Source organism: Nocardia terpenica (assembly GCF_013186535.1).
GTDB classification, from domain to species: domain Bacteria; phylum Actinomycetota; class Actinomycetes; order Mycobacteriales; family Mycobacteriaceae; genus Nocardia; species Nocardia terpenica.
Genome location: NZ_JABMCZ010000001.1, coordinates 879,882 through 897,694, shown reverse-complemented (window position 1 = coordinate 897,694; position 17,813 = coordinate 879,882). Strand labels below are relative to the sequence as shown.

Below are 17,813 nucleotides of genomic sequence, written 5' to 3'. Positions count from 1 at the left end.
TCAATGTCCCATGCCCAGGCCGCCATCGACGGGGATGACGGCGCCGTTGATGTACTGCGCCTCGTCGGAGGCGAGGAAACTGACCAGCGCGGCGACATCGTCCGGACGCCCCACCCGCCGTGCGGGAATGGCGGCCAGCACCTGGTCGCGCACCTTGTCGCCGAGCGCGGCGGTCATATCGGTCTCGATGAATCCGGGCGCGATCACATTGGCGGTGACCGAGCGCGAACCCAGCTCCCGGGCGATGGAGCGGGCCAGGCCCACCAGGCCCGCCTTGGCGGTGGCGTAATTGACCTGCCCCGCCGAACCGCCCAGGCCGACAACGGATCCGAGAAACACCAGCCGCCCCCACCGCGCCCGGAGCATGCCCATGGTGGCCCGGCGGGCCACCCGGAAGGCGCCGGTGAGATTGGCGTCGAGCACCCGGGCGAACTGGTCCTCGCTCATGCGCATCAGCAGGGTGTCCTCGGTGGCCCCGGCGTTGGCGATCACCACCTCCACCGGGCCGTGCCGCCGCTCCGCCTCGGTGAACGCCAGATCCACCGAATCCGGGTCGGTCACATCACATTTCACTCCGAACAGGTCATCGGGCACGCCCGTGCCACGATGGGTGACGGCGACCCGATGCCCGTCGGCGGCGAGCCGCCGGCCGATCGCCGCCCCGATACCGCGATTGCCACCGGTTACCAGAACCGATCTGGACTGCATGGAATTCGACACGGCTCGAATGTACGAGTGGACCCCGCCGCCGACAATCGGCACAATTACACTGCGCGAGTTGATAATTGGCGTGCTAGTCGGCGGTGTCCGCGGCCACCTCGAGGAACTCGCGCAGCACGGCCGACTCCGCCCCGCGCCGCCACACCGCGGCCAGGTGCACCACCGGCAACCCGATCACCGGGACCAGCACGATATCGGGCACCAGCACGATATCGACCAGCGAGGTGACGGTCAGCAGCCCGATGCCCTTGCGCACCATGCCGTCCACCACCTGGTCCACCCCCCAGCGCGACCCCAGGTCGATGCGCTCGATCGACAGCCCGCCGGGCGTGACGGGCGGGGTCCAGGCATCGGTGAACCAGTCCGGCAGATACGCGGGCGGCCGGAAGACGCGGTGCGCGGCCAATTCCTCGATGTGCACCCCCGACCGCTGCGCCAGCGGATGATCGCGGCCCACGGCCAGCGCCCGCGTCCGCGTCCCCAGCGACGGGCCCACCTCGAGATCCGGTTCCCGATCCCGGAACTCCTCGGGCGCGCCCGGCAGCCACAGCAGCAGCAGGTCCGCGGTTCCGTCGCGGACCGGGGCCGCGAACACCGGCATCTGCCGCAGCGGATGCGTCGACACCGCGACGTCCGGGCACCGCCGCTCGAAGGCGGAGACCAGGGCGTGCACCCGGGGCATGCCGACCGTCACCACGTAGGCGACGCGCAGCGCGCGGTGCAGCCCCCGCGCCCGCGCCCGCGCGTTCGACATCGCCTCCTGCAGGTGCCGGTAGGTCGGCCCCACCTCGGCCAGCAGCGCCTCGCCCGAGGCGAGCAGTTCGACCCGGCGGCTGGTGCGGGCGAACAGCGGCTCACCGATCTGGCGTTCCAGCTTCTGCACCAGCTGGCTCACGCGCGCCGGCGTCAGCCGCAGGCGCTCCGCGGTGCGCCCGAAATGCAGTTCCTCGGTCAGCACGAGAAACGCCTCGAGCTGACGGAAATCCACGTCAACGGCCACGGAAACCGCCCATTGTGGTCACCCCCGAAATATCGACTGCTGCCGAGCCTCCCATCCCCGCGCGGCGGAGGAAAGCCCGCGAAACCTGGTGCGCCACGCCCATCGCGTGACATACCAGACGGTCTACCATCCGAGCATGGCCGAGATCATCGTGGAGCATCGCGCGCGGGTCGCCGTGCTGACCGTGTCCGATCCGCAGCGGCGCAATGCCCTCGCCCCGCAGCTGTCCGAGCGGTTGGCCGCCGCGGTCGCGAAGGCCGAGCGCGACAACGGGATTCACGCGCTGGTGATCACCGGCGCGCCGCCCAGGTTCTGCGCCGGGGCCGATCTGGGCGAGCTCGGCGCCGCCGCGCCGGAGGCCCTGCGCGCGATCTACGCCGGTTTCCTCGCCGTGGCGCACTGCACGCTGCCGACCATCGCCGCGGTCGGCGGCGCCGCGGTCGGCGCCGGGCTCAACCTGGCGCTGGCCGCCGATATCCGGATCGCCGGTCCGCGAGCGCGTTTCGAGGCGGGCTTCGCCCGGCTGGGCCTGCATCCCGGCGGCGGCATGACCTGGATGCTGCAGCGCGCCGTCGGCCCCCAGTGCGCGGCCGCGATGACGCTGTTCGGCGAGGCGCTCGACGCCGACGCCGCGCACGCCGCGGGACTGGTGCACCGCACGGTCCTCGGCGATCACGAGACCCTGATCGACGAGGCGGTCGGCTTCGCCCGGGGCGCCGCCGACGCGCCCCGCGACCTGGTGATCGCCACCAAGCGGACGATGCGGATCACCCGGACCCTGGATTCGCACACCGACGCCGTCGACGCCGAACTCGCCCCGCAGCTGGCCTCGCTCGGCTCGCCGGAGTTCGCCGCCCGACTGGACGCGCTGCGCCGGCGAATCACCCGGCCCCGGGACTGAGCGCCGGGCACATCAGACGTCGGATCGCGGCGAAGGGGCACAGGTATGCCGTATCCCCGGGGCCAAGTCCCTCCTGAGCGGGCCGTCGGAATGATCCAACGGCAACCGCCGGGCGCGATGGGGCAGGTCGTATCGATCCAACGATTCGACGGTGTGCAGCAGCCACCAGCACGCCACCCCCACCGCGGCGATCAGCGTCATCGATAGCACCGCGGACAGCATGATCATCGGCCCTCCCCCAACGTCGCCCACGCTGTTGCCAAGTGAATCGTCGCTCTGAATGCCTCACGGAACAAGGGCCATTCCGGTAACCGGCGTTGAGTCCTGCTCAATGATGCGGAATCTGTGCGGGCGGCAGGCGTTGTCATGGGCATGGGTTCGTTGTATTCCGTCCGGTTCTCCATCCTGGACCGCTCCCGCGTCCGGCAGGGGCAGAGCCATCCGGCGGCACTGCGGGACACCGTCGAATTCGCCCGGCTCGCCGATCAGTGGGGTTTCCACCGGTTCTGGGTGTCCGAGCATCACAGCGTGCCCGGGGTCGCGGGCTCGGCGCCGACGGTGCTGGCGGCCGCGGTCGCCGCGGCGACCGAGCGGATCCGGGTGGGCACCGGCGGGGTGATGCTGCCCAACCATCGGCCGCTCGTGGTCGCCGAGCAGTTCGGGGTGCTGGAGTCGCTGTTCCCGGGCCGGATCGATATGGGGCTGGGCCGGTCGGTGGGTTTCACCGGCGGGGTGCGGCGCGCCCTCGGCCACGATCGTTCCGACGCCGACGATTTCGATCGGCAGCTCACCGAGCTGCTCGACTATTTCGCCCGCGGCCGCGACGGGGTGCACGCCTGGCCCGCGGAGGGTCTGCGGGTGCCCGCGTTCCTGCTGGCGATCGGGTCCGGCGCGGACCGGGCGGCCCGCTTCGGCCTGCCGCTGGTGATCGCCGCCGCGCACGGCGAGGACGCCATGGTGGCGGCGATCGAGCAGTACCGCACCGACTTCCGGCCCGGCGCGGGCGGGCGGTCACCGTATGTGATGGTCTCTTCGTCGGTCGTCATCGCCGACACGGTCGAGCAGGCGCGGCGGCTGCTGATCCCGGAGGCGTGGTCGGCGGCCTGGTCGCGCACCCGCGGCGAGTTCCCGGTCCTGATGCCGCCGGAGGCCGCCGACCCCGCCACCATGACCGAGCGGGAGCGCCGCCACTTCGAGGAGGCGATGCTCGGGCACATCCACGGCACCGAGGACGGCGTCGCCGACGATCTGGAGCGCCTGATCGCCCGCACCGGCGCGGACGAGATCCTCGTGCACACCAGCACCTACGACCGGTCCGCACGGCTGGAATCGCATCGGCGGCTGGCGCGGGTGGTCGGGCTGCAGACCGCGGGCCGGGTCCGGTCCTAGACACCCTGACCAGGCGATTCGTCATTCCCGCGCCCATCGGCTATTGTTTTCTCTCGCCGCCGGAAGGCGGAAACGCGGATGTAGCGCAGCTGGTAGCGCATCACCTTGCCAAGGTGAGGGTCGCGGGTTCGAATCCCGTCATCCGCTCCACTTCTCTTCAAGGCCCTGTGGCGCAGTTGGTTAGCGCGCCGCCCTGTCACGGCGGAGGTCGCGGGTTCGAGTCCCGTCAGGGTCGCACACTATCCGGTACCCGTCAGGTCGTACACGGTAACCCCATCCACGGTGCGCGCCACGAAGTTCGCCCGCACCCACGCCGAAATCTCGGCGGCCGCCCGACTTCCGCCGGACGAGGTACCCCGCCGCGCACCCATCATGGGACTGTCGATGAAGTAGTGGATCTTGTGTTGCGCCACAGCCGCTTCGAACTGCTCGAGCGTCGGCGACGGATCGGTGCCGTTGTAACCGCCGACCGCCAGCACCGGCTCCCGGGTCGCCAGCTGATAGGTCGCCGCATTGTTGGACCCGACCGTCGCCGCGACCCAGGTGTAGCCGCTCGCATTGTTCTCCAGCGCCGCAACAACATTCGGTCCCGCCTTACCGGCACCGAGCATCGCCGCAAAGGCCGCCGCATTCCATCCGTTGCCAATGCCCGGGTGCCTGCCGCCGGGAGCCCCTGGGCGGCCGTGCATTCCATTGCCCGGACGGAAGTGGCCGGGGAAACCGGAGCCGGGCGGACCGGCGGAGGGGATCGCGCCGCCGTGGGTGGACGATACGGTGACCAACGAGTAGGCGGTCGGTCCGGCGAGCGCCGCGGTCAGGGCCAGGGCGGTGGCCGCGGCGGCGAGGACCTCGGGGAGTCGGCCGATAATCAGGAGCAGGACGGTCGCCACCACACCGACGACCACAACGGCCGGGGCCAGCCACGGAGTCCAGTCCGGCGTGCGGCGCAGCAGCACCCACGCCAGGGCAACGGTTATCGCGAGCGTGCCCGCCAGTACCGCCGACGCGCGAATGTCGTTGCGCCGCCGCCACATCAGGGCCGCGCCGATGCCGACCGCGCCGCCGATCGCCGGAGCCAGCGCCACCGTGTAATACGGGTGCACAATGCCCCCGGCGAAGCTGAACACCACCCCGGTCACCAGCAGCCAGCCCAGCCACAGCAGCAGCGCCGCCCGCACGGCGTCGGTGCGCGGAGCGCGGCGCAGGACCCACAGACCCGCCGCGGCCAGGATCACCGCCGCCGGGAGCAGCCAGGCGATCTGGCCGCCCATCTGGTCACCGAACAGCCGGTCCCACCCGGCGTCGAAGTTCGTATTGCCCAGACCGCCGGTCTCATTGCCGGTGAGCCGCCCCACACCGTTGTAGCCCAGGGCCAATTCGAGGACGCTATTGTGCTGCGACCCACCGATATAGGGCCGCGCATCCGCGGGCCACAGCGCCACCAGCGCCAGATACCACCCCGCCGACACCACCAGCGCCCCGACCGCGACCACCGACCGCACGATCCGGGTGCGCCACGGCCCATGCGCCGCAAGCAGATACACCACGACGAAGGCGGGCAGCACCAGGAACGCCTGCATCATCTTGGCCAGGAAGGCGAAGCCCACCGCCGCCCCGGCGAGCGGCAACCACCATGCCGCGCAATCCTTCTCGATCGCCCGCAGCACGCAGTAGGCCGCCGCGGTCAGCAGCAGCACCAGCAGCGCGTCCGGATTGTTGTAGCGAAACATCAACGCCGCCACCGGAGTCAGCGCCAGCGCCGCCCCCGCCAACAGCCCCGCACCGTGCCCCGCGACCCGTCGCACCGCCGCGTACAGCACCCCGACCGCCGCCACACCCGCCAGCGCCTGCGGCACCAGCAGACTCCAGGCATTGAATCCGAACAGCCGCGCCGACAGATCCATCACCCACAGCGCCCCGGGCGTCTTGTCCACGGTGATCGCATTGGCCCCGTCGCTGGACCCGAACAGCATCGCCTTCCAGCTCACCGACCCCGCCTGCACGGCCGCCGCATAGAACTGATTGGCCCACCCCGCGGCCCCGAGATCCCACAGGTACAGCACCGCCGTCCCCGCCAGCAACACCACCAGCGACACTCGCCGCCCGTACCCGCGCCCGACCGCCGATGCCGCCACCGGCACCGCGGCCCGTTCCACCACAGTCGAAGTCACCCCACCGATCGTGGCCGCGATTCGTGGCCACCACCTGCGCACACCCTGTGCGCTTCCTGGGAGACCGACCGATTCACTCCCGATACCGGCGGATCTCGTCGGCGGTGGGTGGGTTGGCGCCGCGGCGGGTGCAGGTCAGGGCGGCGGTCAGGGTCGCCTCGTCGAGGACGGCGGTCAGGTCGGGCTTGGGGAGTTCCCGCAGGGCGGGGCGGCGGTCGGCGCCCAGCAGGTCGCGGCGGTGCAGGCCGGAAAGCAGGCCGGAGGTGAAGGCGTCGCCCGCACCCACCGTGTCCACCAGGCGGATCTGCCTGCCGGGACGGTGGATCGGGGTGGGGTCGGCGGCGGTGGCGGCGAGCGAGCCGTCGCCGCCCAGGGTGACCACCACCAGGGCCGGGCCGCGGGTGATCCAGTCGGCGAGGGCGTCCTCGGGGGACCAGCCGGGGTGCAGCCAGGCCAGGTCCTCGGCGCTGACCTTGACCACATCGGCCACGCGCAGCATCGCCCGCACTCGCTCGACGGTCGCCTCGTGATTCATCAACTGCGGCCGGGCATTCGGGTCGAAGGAGATGGTCACCGAGTCTCGGGCCCGTTCCGCCAAGCGCAGCAACGCATCTCCGCCGGGCGCGATCATGAGCGCCAGCGAACCCGTGTGCAGGGCCACCACATCGCCGTCCAGGGCATGAGCCAGTTCGGCGTCGGTCCACTGCCAGTCCGCGGTGCCGTCGATGCGAAAGTCGTAGTGCGCCACGCCTTCCCCATCCAAGTCGACAATGGCCAGCGACGTCGACTCCGTAGCGTCCACCACATGCTCGAGCCCGACCCCATTGTCCCGCAGGTACTCTCGAATCCGCCGCCCGAACGGATCGGACCCGATCCGCGCCAACATCCGCTCCGGCACCCCCAACCGCGCCAGCCCCACCGCCACATTGGCCGGACTCCCCCCCGGCACCGCCTGAAACCGCCCCACCCCCTCCAACGGCACCAAATCCACCAGCGCCTCCCCAGCCACCGCCACCACACGCTCAGTCACCGACATAACGACCGTCCACCTCCACTACTGCCATCGCCCCACTCATGATCACGACATTGGGACGACCATAGAGCGTGTTGCGTCCCGCTGTCCGGACAACGATGCTGATCAGTTGCTCAACTGCGGGACACCAGGTCTCGGCCGACGTGGGCGGCGGTTTCCTGGAGGAGGGGGATTACTGCGTTCATGTCGAGGCTGGAGACTCGGGCCTGGGGGCCGCTGATGGAGATGGCGGCTCGGGTGGGGGCTTCGGGGATGGCTACGGCGAAGCAGCGGACGCCTATTTCCTGTTCGCCGTCGTCGGCGGCGTAGCCCTGGATGCGGATGCGGGCGATCTCGTCGCGCATGACCGCCGGGTCGGTGATGGTGTGAGAGGTGCGGGGGCTCATGGTGATTCGGGCGAGGATGCGGTCGGACTCGTCCGGGGGGAGGGTGGCCAGCACGGCCTTGCCGACCGCGGTGCAGTGCAGGTCGACGCGCTGGCCGACCTCGGTGAACATGCGCATGGCGTGCGGGGAGGGCACCTGGGCGACGTAGACGACCTGATCGCCGTCCAGCACCGCCATATTGGAGGTTTCCCCGGTGAGGTCGCGCAGCCGGGTCAGATGCGGCCGGGCCGACGCGCCCAGCACCCGGCTGGCCGTCTCGCCGAGTCGAATCAGCCTGGGCCCCAGCGAGTACCGCCGCGACGGCTGCTGCCGGATGTAACCACCGGCGATCAATGTGCGCAGCAGCCGGTGAATGGTCGGCTGCGGCAGCCCGGACGCCTCGGCCAGCTGCGACAGCGTCGCCTCCCCGCCCGCGTCGGCCACCAGCTCCAGCAGCTCGAAGGCCCGGTCGACGGACTGCACCCCGCCACCGGCCCGCGCTCGCGTCTCGACCACGGCGATCCTTCCCTCGGGTGTGGATGTCTCCACCATCTTCGCAGGCCCATTCCACCTTATGGAAGTTCGCATGGCGGAATATTAGTTCAGTATTGCGGAAAGCATGTGGTCCCGGCCAAAAGCACGCCGGGACCAAGACACCAAGCCGTGCATCGGGACCAAGACGTCGGCCCTACATCGGGACCAAGACGCCGGGCCCTGCACCGGGGCCACGACACCAGGCCCCGCACCGCAACCACAACACCAAGCCCCGCACCGCAACCACGACACCAAGCCCCGCACCGCAACCACGACACCAAGCCCCGCACCGCAACCACAACACCAAGCCCCGCACCGCAACCACAACACCAAGCCCCGCACCGCAACCACAACACCAAGCCCCGCACCGCAACCACAACACCAAGCTTGTGCATCGACCAAGACAATAGGCCGCGCGCTGGGAGTCCACGGCGGTGAGTATCGCTATGCCTCCGCGCCGACGGCTCGGCGCGCTCGGATGCGGAAGGCTTGGTGTAGCAGGATTGCCGTGATGCATCCTGCGCTGATGCCCGAGCCCATGATGGTGACCACCGGGGCGGGTAGGCCCGTGTAGAAGGAGGGGGCCACGATCGGGGTCATGCCGATGAAGAGGGAGACGCCGACGATGATCGTGTTGACCGGGTCGGAGAGGTCGGCTCGGCCGAGGGTGCGGATGCCGCTGGCGGCCACGGTGCCGAACAGGACCAGGCCCGCGCCGCCGAGGGCCGGTTTGGGGACCAGTTCGACGATGCCGCTGGCCACCGGGAACAGGCCGAGCAGCACCAGCAGGGCGCCGCTGGTGGCGACCACGTAGCGGCTGTGCATGCGGGTCAGGGCGACCAGGCCGACGTTCTGAGCGAATGCGCCGCAGGGGAATCCGCCGAGGACCGCGCTCAGCGCGGTGCCCGCACCGGCGGCGCGCAGGCCGTCGGCGAGGGTGCGCTCGTCGGCGGGCCGGTCCACGATCTCACCGAGCGCCATCATGGTCGCGGTGCTCTCCGTCATGACCACGAGCATCACGATGCACAGCGAAATAATCGCTCCGGCATGGAATTGCGGCGCACCGAAGTGCAGCGGCGGCACGAATCCGAACACGGCGGCCCCCCGCAGCGTCGACGTATCGATCAAGCCCAGCGGCCAGGCCAGCAGCGTCCCGGCCACCAACCCGATGAGCAGCGCCAGCTGCCGCCAGAACCCGCGCAGAAACCGATGGCAGATCAACACCACCGCCAGCGTCACCGCCGCGATCGCCAGATTCGCCGTCGGCACCCGCGTCCCGCCCCCTTCCCCGGTGCCGCGCACCCAGTTCAGCGTGACCGGCAACAGCGAGAGCCCGATCAGCGTGATCACCGTCCCGCCCACCACCGGCGGGAAGAACCGCTGTAATCGCGAAAAATACGGCGCGGCAAGGGTTGCCAACACCCCGGCGACCAATGTCGCCCCGTACACGATGGGCAGCGCGTCCCCGTGCGCCGAGGACCCCACGATCGCCAGGATCGGCGCGACCGCCGCGAAGGAGGCCCCGTTGATCAGCGGCAGCCGGGCCCCGAATCGCCACCAGCCCAACGATTGCAGCAGCGTCGCCAGCCCGGCACTGAACAGGCTCGCGGTAATGAGCAGCCCCTGCTCGACCGCGCCGATCCCGACCGCCGCGCCGATGATCAACGGCGGCGCAACGACTCCCGCCACCATGGCCGCGATGTGCTGCAACCCACCGGCCAGCAGCTGCCACGGCGGCGGCAACGCGTCGACCGGATGATGGTGCGGCTCTTCGGTTTCGCCGCCGAGCCCGGTGGACACCCTTGTCCTGCGGCGCACGCCCATTGCCGCACCTCCTAGCTGTGGATCAACAAAAGGCAGGGATGCCGTGCCACGCGGCACCGGCATCGGAGGCGTCGTCGCGCTCGACGGTCGCCTCGATCAGCCCGTACGGGCGATCCCCGGCGATGAACACCTCGCCGGGATTGTCGACGCCGAAACGCGCCAGGTCATACAGGAAGTGGTGCTTGTTGGGCGCGGAGAACCGGATCTCGGCGACCTCCACGTGCTGTTCCAGCACCGCGCGCCCCATGCTGTGCAGGGTCTGCTGCAGCGCCAGCGAGTGCACGGCGGCGAACTGCCGCAACAGGATCGCGCGAATCGAGTCGAAACTCTTGTCCCAGTTCACATCCGCATAGTCGTATCGCCACCGAGCCACCAGCGACGTCGCCAGGATCCGGTCGTGGGTCTCCTCCAGGGTGGTGTACTTATCCTTGAAGAAGCCGTGGAACTCCGAGCCCGTCGTCTTCAGCAGCACCAAATCCTTGATGCCCGAGACGATATGGGCGCGCCGGTCCGGCCCGACCCCGTCCACATTGACGACCGTGGTGCGGATGCCGCCGCCGGTCTGCACGAACGAGTGGTCGTGCCCGAGCCCGTCCACCGGGATTCTGTCCCAGGCGTATTCGTCGATCTCGATGCGCGCGCCGTCCGCGCCCGGGCACCGGGCGATGAAGTGATCGGCGAGGGAGAGCGCGAAGTCCTCGATCGCCTCGACCCCCTTCTCCTTGGCGAAGGCGAAGACCGTGTTCTTCTGCGTATCGGTGGGCAGGATGTCGCGCTGATCGCCGGAGGTGTGCGCGTCGGCGAACCGGCCGCGCAGCGAGGTGGACACGTTGAGATCGCGGATGCTGTGGCGATCGGTGTCGCGGAAGACCCGCACGAGACGGTTTTCGGCCTTGCCGTACTGGTTCGGCCCGAGCTGGATGGCCATGGATGGTCAGCTCCCTCGATAGGTGGACATGGCAAAGGGGGACAGCAGCAGTGGCACGTGGTGGTGCTGCCGCGGATCGGTGACGGTGAAGGTCACGGTCACCTCGGGAAAGAATCGGTCGCGATCGCCGTAATAGCCTGCGGTGTCGAAGATCAGGCGATAGTCGCCCGCCCGCACGCTGTCCGGCCCGATCGAGGTGACGCGCCCGTCGTCGTCGGTGCGGCCGGAGCCGAGTTCGCGCCAGCCGTCGGCGTCGCGGGCCTCCAGCCGCACCGCGACCCCGCGCGCCGGATGCCCGGCGGCGGTGTCTAGCACGTGGGTGGTGATGGCACTGCGGGTCATTCGATTACCGTCCGTTCCAACCGCTTTCGCGCGATCGCGGCGAGTTCTCCCCGGGTGACGCCGATTTCGGTCTCGGGGTCGTGGGTCAGTCGCTCGGTGAGATCGGCGAGCAGCTCCCGCCCGTCGCGACCGGCGGCGCAGACCAGATAGATGTGGCCGAAACGCTCCTCGTAGGCGGCGTTTCCGGCGAGCAGCCGTTCCACGAGATTGGTGTCGGCGGCATCGACCCCCGACTGTTCGCTCGCGGCCCGGGAGCCGGGGTCGGTCGCGCCGCCGATGCGCGGGTGATCGGCCAGGGCGGCCCGCACCTGCGCATCGGTGAGCGCCAGCGCCTCGCGTTCGGCCAGGTCCACCAGGGCGGCGCGGTCGGCGTACGGGCGGGCCGCGCCGACCGCCTGGACCCATTCCGCCACGCCCACAACCGCTTTCAACGATGCCGACCAGGCATCGGCGGGCAGGGCATTGATGGTGGATATCGGGAGCGGTTCCGTCAACGGGCAAACCTCCGCTAGAGAATTCTGCAATGCGGAAACTAAATTCCGCTTTATCGAATGTAAGGCCGCTCACAGCAGCCTGTCAACGGGTCCGTCGAGGGTTCTCCGGATTTCGCCAAAAGTGTTGACCGCCACACCCGAGTGCCGCTACCGTCGTATTACGGAAGAAAGATTCCATATTGCGGAATTGATCCTCGGCCAAAAGCATGCCGAGGACGACGGAAGCAAGCGCAGCCGGAACGACGGAAGCAAGCGCGGCCGGAACGACGGAAGCAAGCGCGGCCGAGAAGGAAAGAGACCGCATGACTCGAGAACCCCTCCCCTACGCGGTGAATCTGTCCCTGCTGTTCACCGAGCTCCCCCTGCTGGAGCGCCCCGCCGCGGCCGCCCGGGCCGGTTTCGGCGCGGTCGAGTTCTGGTGGCCGTTCCCCACCGCCACGCCCGACCCCGCGGAGGTCGACGACTTCGTGCGGGCCGTCGAGCGGGCCGGGGTGCGGCTGATCGGGCTGAACTTCTCCGCGGGCGATATGCCCGCCGGTGATCGCGGCCTGGTGTCGTGGCCCGGGCGCGAGGCCGACTTCGCCGCCAGCGTCGAGGTGGCCGTCCGCATCGGCGACCGGCTCGGCTGCCGCGCCTTCAATGCGTTGTACGGCAACCGGATCGACGGCGTCGACGCGGCCGGACAGGACGAGGTCGCGGTCCGCAATCTGGTACACGCCGCGCACGCGGTGGCCGCCATCGGCGCCACGGTGCTGATCGAACCGGTCAGCGGCGCGCCGCGGTATCCGCTGCGCACCGCCGCGGATGCGATCGGCGTCATCGACCGGGTGGCCGCGCAGGGGGCGGAGAACCTGGGCCTGCTCGCCGATCTGTACCACCTCACCGTCAACGGCGACGACCTGGACAAGGTCATCGTGCGATACGCCGATCGCATCGCCCACGTCCAGATCGCCGACGCCCCGGGGCGACACGAGCCCGGCACCGGCGAACTCGACATCTTCGGCTACGTCGACAAGATCGGCGCGACCGGCTACCGCGGCTACGTCGCCGCCGAATACGTCCCCTCCGGCGCCAGCGCGGACAGCTTCGCCTGGCTGCCCACCCGACAAGGAGTCACCGAATGAGCAGGATCGGATTCATCGGCCTCGGCATCATGGGCTCACCCATGGCCAGCCACCTGGTGAAGGCGGGCCACGAGGTCACCGGTTACACCCTCAATACCGAAGCCTACGAACGGCTTTCGGCCGACGGCGGCAAGACCGCCGCAAGCATCGCCGAGGCGGTCGCCGACGCCGAGATCGTGATCACCATGCTGCCCAACCACCCCCAGGTCGAGAAGGTGGTGCTCGGCGAGGACGGTGTCTTCGCGCACGCGCCCGCCGGTGCGCTGCTGATCGACTTCTCCACCATTCGCCCGGAGAGCTCGATCGCGATCGCCGAAACCGGCGCGCGGGCCGGATACCGGGTGCTGGACGCGCCGGTATCGGGCGGTCAGGCCGGGGCCGAGCAGGGCGTGCTGTCCATCATGGTCGGCGGCGACGACGCCGACTTCGCCGCCGCCACACCGATTTTCGAGGCGGTCGGCAAGACGTTCATCCACGTCGGCCCGCACGGCGCGGGGCAGGTGGTCAAGGCGGCCAATCAGCTCGTGGTCGGCGGCACCTACGCGCTGGTGGCCGAGGCGATCGTGCTCATGGAGGCGCTCGGCGTCGACGCGGGCAAGGGCCTGGACGTGCTGGCCGGTGGCCTGGCGGGCAGCCGGATCCTGGAACTCAAGCGCACCTCGATGGTGGCGCGCGAATTCGCGCCCGGATTCCGAATCGACCTGCACCACAAGGACATGGGCATCGTGTCCGACGCCGCCCGGCAGGCCGAAGTGGCGCTGCCGGTGTCGGGTCTCGTCGCCTCGCTCATCGCCGCCGGGCGCGCGCAGGGCTACGGCTCGCTCGATCACTCGGCGCTGCTGAAGGTGATCGAGAACCTCAACGGCCGCGGCGCGTAACCGGCCGCACCAGAAGGGAATTCACATCATGGCAAAGGTTCCGGTCATGCAGGCCGTGCTGGATGTGCTGCTGTCGGAGGGCGTGGACGTCACGTTCGGCTGTCCCGGCGCGGCCATCCTGCCGCTGTACGACGCGATGCGGAAAACCGATATGCGGCATCTCATCGTGCGGCACGAGGAGGGCGCCACGCACATGGCCGACGGGTGGGCCCGTACCACCGGCAATGTCGGCGTGGCCATCGGCACCTCGGGTCCGGCGGGCACCAATATGATCACCGGCCTGTACACCGCGCAGGCGGATTCGGTTCCGATCCTGTGCATCACGGGTCAGGCCGAGTCGACCAAGCTGCACCAGGAGGCATTCCAGGCGGTCGATATCGTCGCCATCGCCGAGCCGGTCACCAAGTGGGCGGTGCAGGTGAAGGAGGCGGCGCAGGCGCCGTGGATCTTCCGCGAGGCGTTCCGGATCGCGCGTTCGGGGCGGCCCGGGCCGGTGCTCGTCGATCTGCCGCTGGACGTGCAGAAGCAGGAGATCGAGTGGGATCCGAGCATCGACGCGCCGCTGCCGGTGGCGCGGGTGCTGCCGCATCCGCCGCGGGTGCGGCGCGCGCTGGATCTGCTGCTGGCGGCCGAGCGTCCGCTCATCCTGGCCGGTGGCGGCGTGATCACCGGCGAGGCGCACGAGGAACTGCGCGAACTGGCCGAGCTGCTGGGCATTCCGGTGCAGGTGACGCTGATGGGCAAGGGCTCCTTCCACGAGGATCACGAGCTGTTCGCGGGCATCACCGGGGTGCAGACCAGTCAGCGCTGGGCCAATGCGGCGTTCCTGGAATCGGATCTGGTGCTGGCGCTGGGCGCGCGCTTCGGCGACCGGCACACCGGCAAGCTCGACGTGTATCGCGGCGACCGCAAGTTCATCCACGTCGATATCGAGCCGACCCAGCTGGGCAAGGTGTTCGGGCCGGATCTCGGTGTGGTGTCGGATGTTCGGCCGTTCCTCACCGCGCTGCTGGCGCAGGCGCGCGGCCGCCGCAGCGAGCGGGACTTCGCCCCGTGGGTGGCCCGGCTCGGCGAGCTGCGCGGAACCCTCACCCGCCGTGACGATTTCGATGTCACGCCGATCAAGCCGCCGCGGGTGTTCAAGGAGATCAACGAGATCTTCGGCGAGGACACGTATTTCGTCACCGCCATCGGCCTCTATCAGATCTGGTCGGGCCAGTTCCAGAAGTCGTACCTGCCGCGGCACTACCAGGTGTGCGGTCAGGCGGGCCCGCTGGGCTGGGAGGTGCCCGCCGCCATCGGCGTCAAGGCGGCCAGGCCGGAGGCGGAAGTCGTTGCGGTGGTGGGCGATTACGGCTTCCAGTTCCTGGTCGAGGAGCTGGCGGTGGCGGCCCAGTACGACGTGCCGTTCGTGATCATCATGATCAACAACGAGTACCTGGGCCTGATTCGCCAGGCGTCGCTGCCGTACGAGATGAACTACCAGGTGGACATCCACTACGACGAATGCGGCACCGACAACGTGAAACTCATGGAGGCATACGGCTGTTCGGGCCGCCGCGTCGCCGACCCGGCCGATATCGCCGAGGCCATCGCCTGGGCCCGCAAACAGGCCGAGGTGACCTCGCGGCCGGTGCTGGTGGAGATCATGGTCGAGCGCGAGGCGAATACGGCGCATGGCCCGGCCATCGACGCGGTGCGCGAGTTCGAGCCCGCGTGACCCGCAGACCACCTCGTCATCCCGGCCGCAGACCACCTCGTCATCCCGGCCGCAGACCACCTCGTCATTCCGGCATGCTTTTGGCCGGAATCCACTATCGGAGGCCAGATTCCGAACGAAGGAGGGCAGCATGAGTGGGCCACGAATCGTCCTGGCGTCGGACAAGTTCAAGGGCTCGCTCGGTGCTGCCGAGGTGGCGGAGGCGGTGGGGGCCGGGGTTCGGCGGGTGTGTGCGAGCGCCGAAATCCGGTGGGTGCCGGTGGCCGACGGCGGCGAGGGAACCGTCGACGCCGCGCTGGCCGCCGGATTCGAGCGGGTCACCGTCGAGGTGGCCGGGCCGACGGGGCAGCCGGTGGGTGCGGCCTTCGCGCACAACGGTGAGGTGGCGGTGGTGGAGTCGGCCGCGGCGTGCGGGCTGTGGCGGCTGCCGGGCGGGCGGTTCTCGCCGCGGACCGCGACCAGCCTCGGGGTCGGTCAGCTGCTGCGGGCGGCGCTCGACACCGGCTGTCGCACCGTCGTTCTCGGCGTGGGCGGCAGCGCCTGCACCGATGGCGGCGCCGGGCTGCTGGTCGGCCTGGGCGCGACACTGCGGGATGCGCACGGCGATCCGGTCGGACCGGGTGGCGGGGCGCTCGCCGATATCGCCTATCCGGATCTGCACCGGCTCGACCCGCGGATCCACGAGGTGGAGCTGATCCTGGCCAGCGATGTCGACAATCCACTGCTCGGAAACCACGGTGCCGCACACGTTTTCGGCCCGCAGAAAGGGGCCGGGCCCGGCGAGGTGGCCCTGCTGGAGGCCGGTCTCACGCACTGGGCGCGCCTGGTGGCGCGGCGCACCGGATTCGATGCCGCCGACCGGCCGGGCGCCGGTGCGGCCGGTGGTATCGGATTCGCGGCCCTCGCGGTGCTCGGCGCGCGCCGGGCCGGGGGGATCGACGTCATGCTCGACCTCGTCGGCTTCGACCGGGCCGTCAAGGGCGCCCGGTTGGTCGTCACCGGGGAAGGCTCGCTCGACGAGCAGACCCTGCACGGCAAGGCCCCGGTGGGCGTCGCGGCCCGCGCGGCACAGGCAGGCATTCCGACCGTCGCGGTAGCCGGTCGCTGCCTGCTCGACACCGAACAGCTGCGTGCGGCCGGAATCGAGGCGGTCTACCCGCTCACCGCGCTGGAACCGGACGTGGAACGCTGCCAGCTGAATGCGGGGTCGCTGCTGGAACGGCAGGGCGAGCGGATTGCCCGGGACTGGCTGCCGAATATACCGTTATGACGCATCCCGTCGCCCTGGCGGAAGCCGAAACCAACTCGCCGTCAACGAGTTTCGGCTTCCGCCAGGGCGACGGAAAGTGCACTGCAGAAAGGGATGGAGATGAGCGATTGGTCCCAGCTTCCCGACTTGGCCGCGCGAGAGGTCGGCGGCAGCGTGGTCGCCGCCAATGACGAGTTCTTCGCCGAGCGGGAGAATCTCATCAAGGGCGAGGCGCCGGTGTATCGCCCGCACACCTTCAACAACAAGGGGCAGGAATACGACGGGTGGGAGACTCGTCGCCGCCGCGACGGCGGCCCCGGGCCCGACTGGGCGGTGATCCGCCTGGGCATTGCCGGGGTGCCGACCGGCATCGTGGTCGACACCGCGCATTTCGTCGGCAACTATCCGCCGCACGTGTCGATCGAGGGCTGCGGCGTTCCCGGTCATCCCACCGTGGCGGAACTGCTTGCGGCGCACTGGCATACGGTGGTGCCGCGCTCGCCGATCCAGGGCGACGCCCGCAACGAGTTCGAGGTGTCCGGGGAGCGGCGGTTCACCCACGTGCGGGTGAACATGCATCCGGACGGCGGCATCGCGCGGGTGCGGGTGCACGGCACCGCGGTGCCGGACCCGCAGTAAATCGACGATGTGCCGTTCGATCTGGTCGCGCTGCGCAATGGCGGCCGGGCGGTGGCGTGCAGCGACGGCTTCTTCTCGCCGCCGAACAATATGCTGCAGCCGGGCCTTTCGCGGTTCATGGCCGACGGCTGGGAGATGCGCCGCCGCCGCGACGACGGAAACGACTGGGCCACACTGGCACTGGCCGCCGAGGCGGTGCCCGCGGTGCTCGAGGTCGACACCACGCACTACAAGGGCAATGCGCCCGCGGAGATTTCGCTCGAGGGATTCACGCGATCCGGTGAGCTGGTACCGCTGCTGGGCTGCACCCCGGTGCAACCCGACGCCCCGCACCGCTTCCGGCTCGCCGGTTCGCCGCCGCTGACACAGGTGCGGCTCAATGTCTTTCCCGACGGCGGCATCGCACGCCTGCGGCTGTTCGGCGCCCTCACCGACGCGGGCCGACGACAGCTCCGGGATCGCTTCACCGCCACCGCCGCCCACTGACCCGAACGGACACCCC

General features: G+C 70.0%; 16 protein-coding genes, 2 tRNA genes and 1 pseudogene. 9 read left to right on the top strand and 10 right to left on the bottom strand.

Annotated elements, in window-relative coordinates:
- The gene (gene fabG, locus HPY32_RS04005) at nt 1–708 is read right to left on the bottom strand and encodes a 3-oxoacyl-ACP reductase FabG (RefSeq protein WP_067585733.1); all 708 of its coding nucleotides are present in this window, start codon (nt 706–708) and stop codon (nt 1–3) included.
- Nucleotides 709–793: 85 nt separating this feature from the next.
- A complete protein-coding gene (locus tag HPY32_RS04000; RefSeq protein ID WP_082870976.1) occupies nt 794–1,720 on the bottom strand; it encodes a LysR family transcriptional regulator in 927 nt (308 codons plus the stop codon).
- 136 nt (nt 1,721–1,856) lie between these two features.
- Between HPY32_RS04000 and HPY32_RS03995 the strand changes: the two genes are divergently transcribed.
- The gene (locus tag HPY32_RS03995) at nt 1,857–2,621 is read left to right on the top strand and encodes an enoyl-CoA hydratase (protein WP_067583458.1); all 765 of its coding nucleotides are present in this window, start codon (nt 1,857–1,859) and stop codon (nt 2,619–2,621) included.
- Between the two features lie 12 nt (nt 2,622–2,633).
- Here the strand turns inward: HPY32_RS03995 and HPY32_RS03990 are convergent, their stop codons facing one another.
- The gene (locus tag HPY32_RS03990; protein ID WP_067583455.1) at nt 2,634–2,849 is read right to left on the bottom strand and encodes a hypothetical protein; all 216 of its coding nucleotides are present in this window, start codon (nt 2,847–2,849) and stop codon (nt 2,634–2,636) included.
- Between the two features lie 138 nt (nt 2,850–2,987).
- On the opposite strand from HPY32_RS03990, the gene HPY32_RS03985 reads away from it, so the two are divergent.
- The 3 genes from HPY32_RS03985 to HPY32_RS03975 all read left to right on the top strand — a co-directional run bounded on the left by HPY32_RS03985 (nt 2,988) and on the right by HPY32_RS03975 (nt 4,245).
- Complete coding sequence (locus HPY32_RS03985; protein ID WP_231951496.1) at nt 2,988–4,010, top strand: LLM class flavin-dependent oxidoreductase; 1,023 nt, start codon at nt 2,988–2,990, stop codon at nt 4,008–4,010.
- A 74-nt stretch (nt 4,011–4,084) separates the two neighbouring features.
- Nucleotides 4,085–4,160: transfer RNA gene (locus tag HPY32_RS03980), tRNA-Gly, on the top strand.
- A gap of 11 nt (nt 4,161–4,171) precedes the next feature.
- Nucleotides 4,172–4,245: transfer RNA gene (locus tag HPY32_RS03975), tRNA-Asp, on the top strand.
- Between the two features lie 4 nt (nt 4,246–4,249).
- On the opposite strand, the gene HPY32_RS03970 is transcribed toward HPY32_RS03975, so the two are convergent.
- From HPY32_RS03970 to uraD, 7 genes are all read right to left on the bottom strand, one after another.
- Nucleotides 4,250–6,151: an ArnT family glycosyltransferase gene (locus HPY32_RS03970; RefSeq protein WP_231951569.1), complete on the bottom strand. Its 1,902-nt coding sequence runs from the start codon at nt 6,149–6,151 to the stop codon at nt 4,250–4,252.
- Between the two features lie 103 nt (nt 6,152–6,254).
- Nucleotides 6,255–7,217, bottom strand: a complete 963-nt coding sequence (locus HPY32_RS03965) for a carbohydrate kinase family protein (RefSeq protein ID WP_082870975.1) — start codon at nt 7,215–7,217, stop codon at nt 6,255–6,257.
- Nucleotides 7,218–7,327: 110 nt separating this feature from the next.
- Complete coding sequence (locus tag HPY32_RS03960; protein WP_231951495.1) at nt 7,328–8,095, bottom strand: IclR family transcriptional regulator; 768 nt, start codon at nt 8,093–8,095, stop codon at nt 7,328–7,330.
- Nucleotides 8,096–8,557: 462 nt separating this feature from the next.
- Nucleotides 8,558–9,937, bottom strand: coding sequence for a nucleobase:cation symporter-2 family protein (locus tag HPY32_RS03955; RefSeq protein WP_082870974.1), 1,380 nt, complete (start codon nt 9,935–9,937; stop codon nt 8,558–8,560).
- Nucleotides 9,938–9,959: 22 nt separating this feature from the next.
- Nucleotides 9,960–10,865: a factor-independent urate hydroxylase gene (gene pucL, locus HPY32_RS03950; protein ID WP_067583444.1), complete on the bottom strand. Its 906-nt coding sequence runs from the start codon at nt 10,863–10,865 to the stop codon at nt 9,960–9,962.
- 6 nt (nt 10,866–10,871) lie between these two features.
- Nucleotides 10,872–11,207 carry a hydroxyisourate hydrolase gene (gene uraH, locus HPY32_RS03945; protein ID WP_067583442.1) on the bottom strand — a complete coding sequence of 112 codons (336 nt, stop codon included), beginning with the start codon at nt 11,205–11,207 and terminating at the stop codon, nt 10,872–10,874.
- A complete protein-coding gene (uraD, locus tag HPY32_RS03940) occupies nt 11,204–11,701 on the bottom strand; it encodes a 2-oxo-4-hydroxy-4-carboxy-5-ureidoimidazoline decarboxylase (protein ID WP_067583440.1) in 498 nt (165 codons plus the stop codon). The genes uraH and uraD overlap by 4 nt, the downstream gene beginning before the upstream one ends.
- 302 nt (nt 11,702–12,003) lie before the next feature.
- Between uraD and HPY32_RS03935 the strand changes: the two genes are divergently transcribed.
- The 5 genes and pseudogenes from HPY32_RS03935 to alc all read left to right on the top strand — a co-directional run bounded on the left by HPY32_RS03935 (nt 12,004) and on the right by alc (nt 17,797).
- Complete coding sequence (locus HPY32_RS03935; protein ID WP_067583438.1) at nt 12,004–12,825, top strand: hydroxypyruvate isomerase family protein; 822 nt, start codon at nt 12,004–12,006, stop codon at nt 12,823–12,825.
- The gene (locus tag HPY32_RS03930; RefSeq protein WP_067583435.1) at nt 12,822–13,703 is read left to right on the top strand and encodes a 2-hydroxy-3-oxopropionate reductase; all 882 of its coding nucleotides are present in this window, start codon (nt 12,822–12,824) and stop codon (nt 13,701–13,703) included. Before HPY32_RS03935 ends, HPY32_RS03930 begins: the two co-directional genes overlap by 4 nt.
- Nucleotides 13,704–13,731: 28 nt before the next feature.
- A complete protein-coding gene (gene gcl, locus HPY32_RS03925; protein WP_067583432.1) occupies nt 13,732–15,423 on the top strand; it encodes a glyoxylate carboligase in 1,692 nt (563 codons plus the stop codon).
- A 130-nt stretch (nt 15,424–15,553) separates the two neighbouring features.
- Nucleotides 15,554–16,693 carry a glycerate kinase gene (locus HPY32_RS03920; protein ID WP_067583429.1) on the top strand — a complete coding sequence of 380 codons (1,140 nt, stop codon included), beginning with the start codon at nt 15,554–15,556 and terminating at the stop codon, nt 16,691–16,693.
- A gap of 93 nt (nt 16,694–16,786) precedes the next feature.
- Nucleotides 16,787–17,797, top strand: a pseudogene (gene alc / locus HPY32_RS03915) (allantoicase).
- Nucleotides 17,798–17,813: the final 16 nt, after the last annotated feature.